Source organism: Actinomadura macra NBRC 14102 (assembly GCF_001552215.1).
Classification (GTDB): domain Bacteria; phylum Actinomycetota; class Actinomycetes; order Streptosporangiales; family Streptosporangiaceae; genus Spirillospora; species Spirillospora macra.
Window position 1 is genome coordinate 1 of sequence record NZ_BCQT01000052.1, and the last position, 1,002, is coordinate 1,002.

The 1,002-nt window shown below is 63.6% G+C and carries 1 protein-coding gene; it reads right to left on the reverse strand.

Features of this window, described 5'->3' with window-relative positions; all coding sequences use genetic code 11:
• Positions 1–997: amino acid adenylation domain-containing protein (locus AMA02S_RS39685; RefSeq protein ID WP_369688433.1), on the reverse strand; the 997-nt coding region annotated here is incomplete at its 3' end.
• Positions 998–1,002: the final 5 nt, after the last annotated feature.

Consider the following 1,002-nt stretch of genomic DNA (forward strand, 5'->3'; position numbering starts at 1 on the left):
GCTTTCCATTCGCATTCAACGGCAACTCCGACAACACCACCAACGCAGCCGGGACCATATACTCCGGTAAACGACCTGCAACGAACCGCCGCAATTCTTCGAGATCGATCTCGACGTCCGGGCCGGCAGACACGACATAGGCCACAAGGTGCTTGTCTCCGGGGGTGTCCTCCCGAGCAACAACAACCGCCTGGGCGACTGCCGAATGCGCCAGCAAAGCCGCCTCGACTTCGCCGGGTTCGATCCGGAACCCCCGCACCTTCACCTGCTCATCCGCACGACCGGCGAACACCAACTGACCATCGGACGTCCACTTGGCCAGGTCACCCGTCCGATACATCCGCTCGCCCGACATCGAACCGAACGGACACGCCACAAACCGTTCCGCCGTCAATCCCCGTCGGGCGATGTAGCCGCGAGCCAATCCAGCGCCGGCGATATAGAGTTCGCCCGCGACACCCACCGGCACCGGGCTCAGCGTCCCGTCCAGCACATACAAGCGAGTGTTAGCGATCGGGCTACCGAACGGCACCGGACCAGGCCGCTCCGGATCCACCACACCCGAAGCCACCATCACCGTCGCCTCAGTCGGCCCATAGGTGTTCACCAACCGACGCCCCGCAGACCACACCCCCGCAACCCCCGCACTGATCGCCTCCGCGCCGACCAGCAACGTCTCCACCTGCCGCAAGTCCTCTGGATCCACCGCACCCAACAACGAGGGCACCACACTGGCCGCACCCGCACCCACCAACTCACCCAACCGCTGCGGCTGCACCCGCTGCTCATCACTAGCAACCCACAACGCCGCACCATGCGACAACGCCACCGCCACATCCAGAACCGACGCATCAAAACTGAACGACGCGAACTGCAACACCCCTTGACCAGGACCCGCACCCATCATCGGACCGAACACCGACACCAAATTCACCAACGAACCATGCCCCACCCCCACACCCTTCGGAACACCCGTCGACCCCGACGTATAAATCACATACG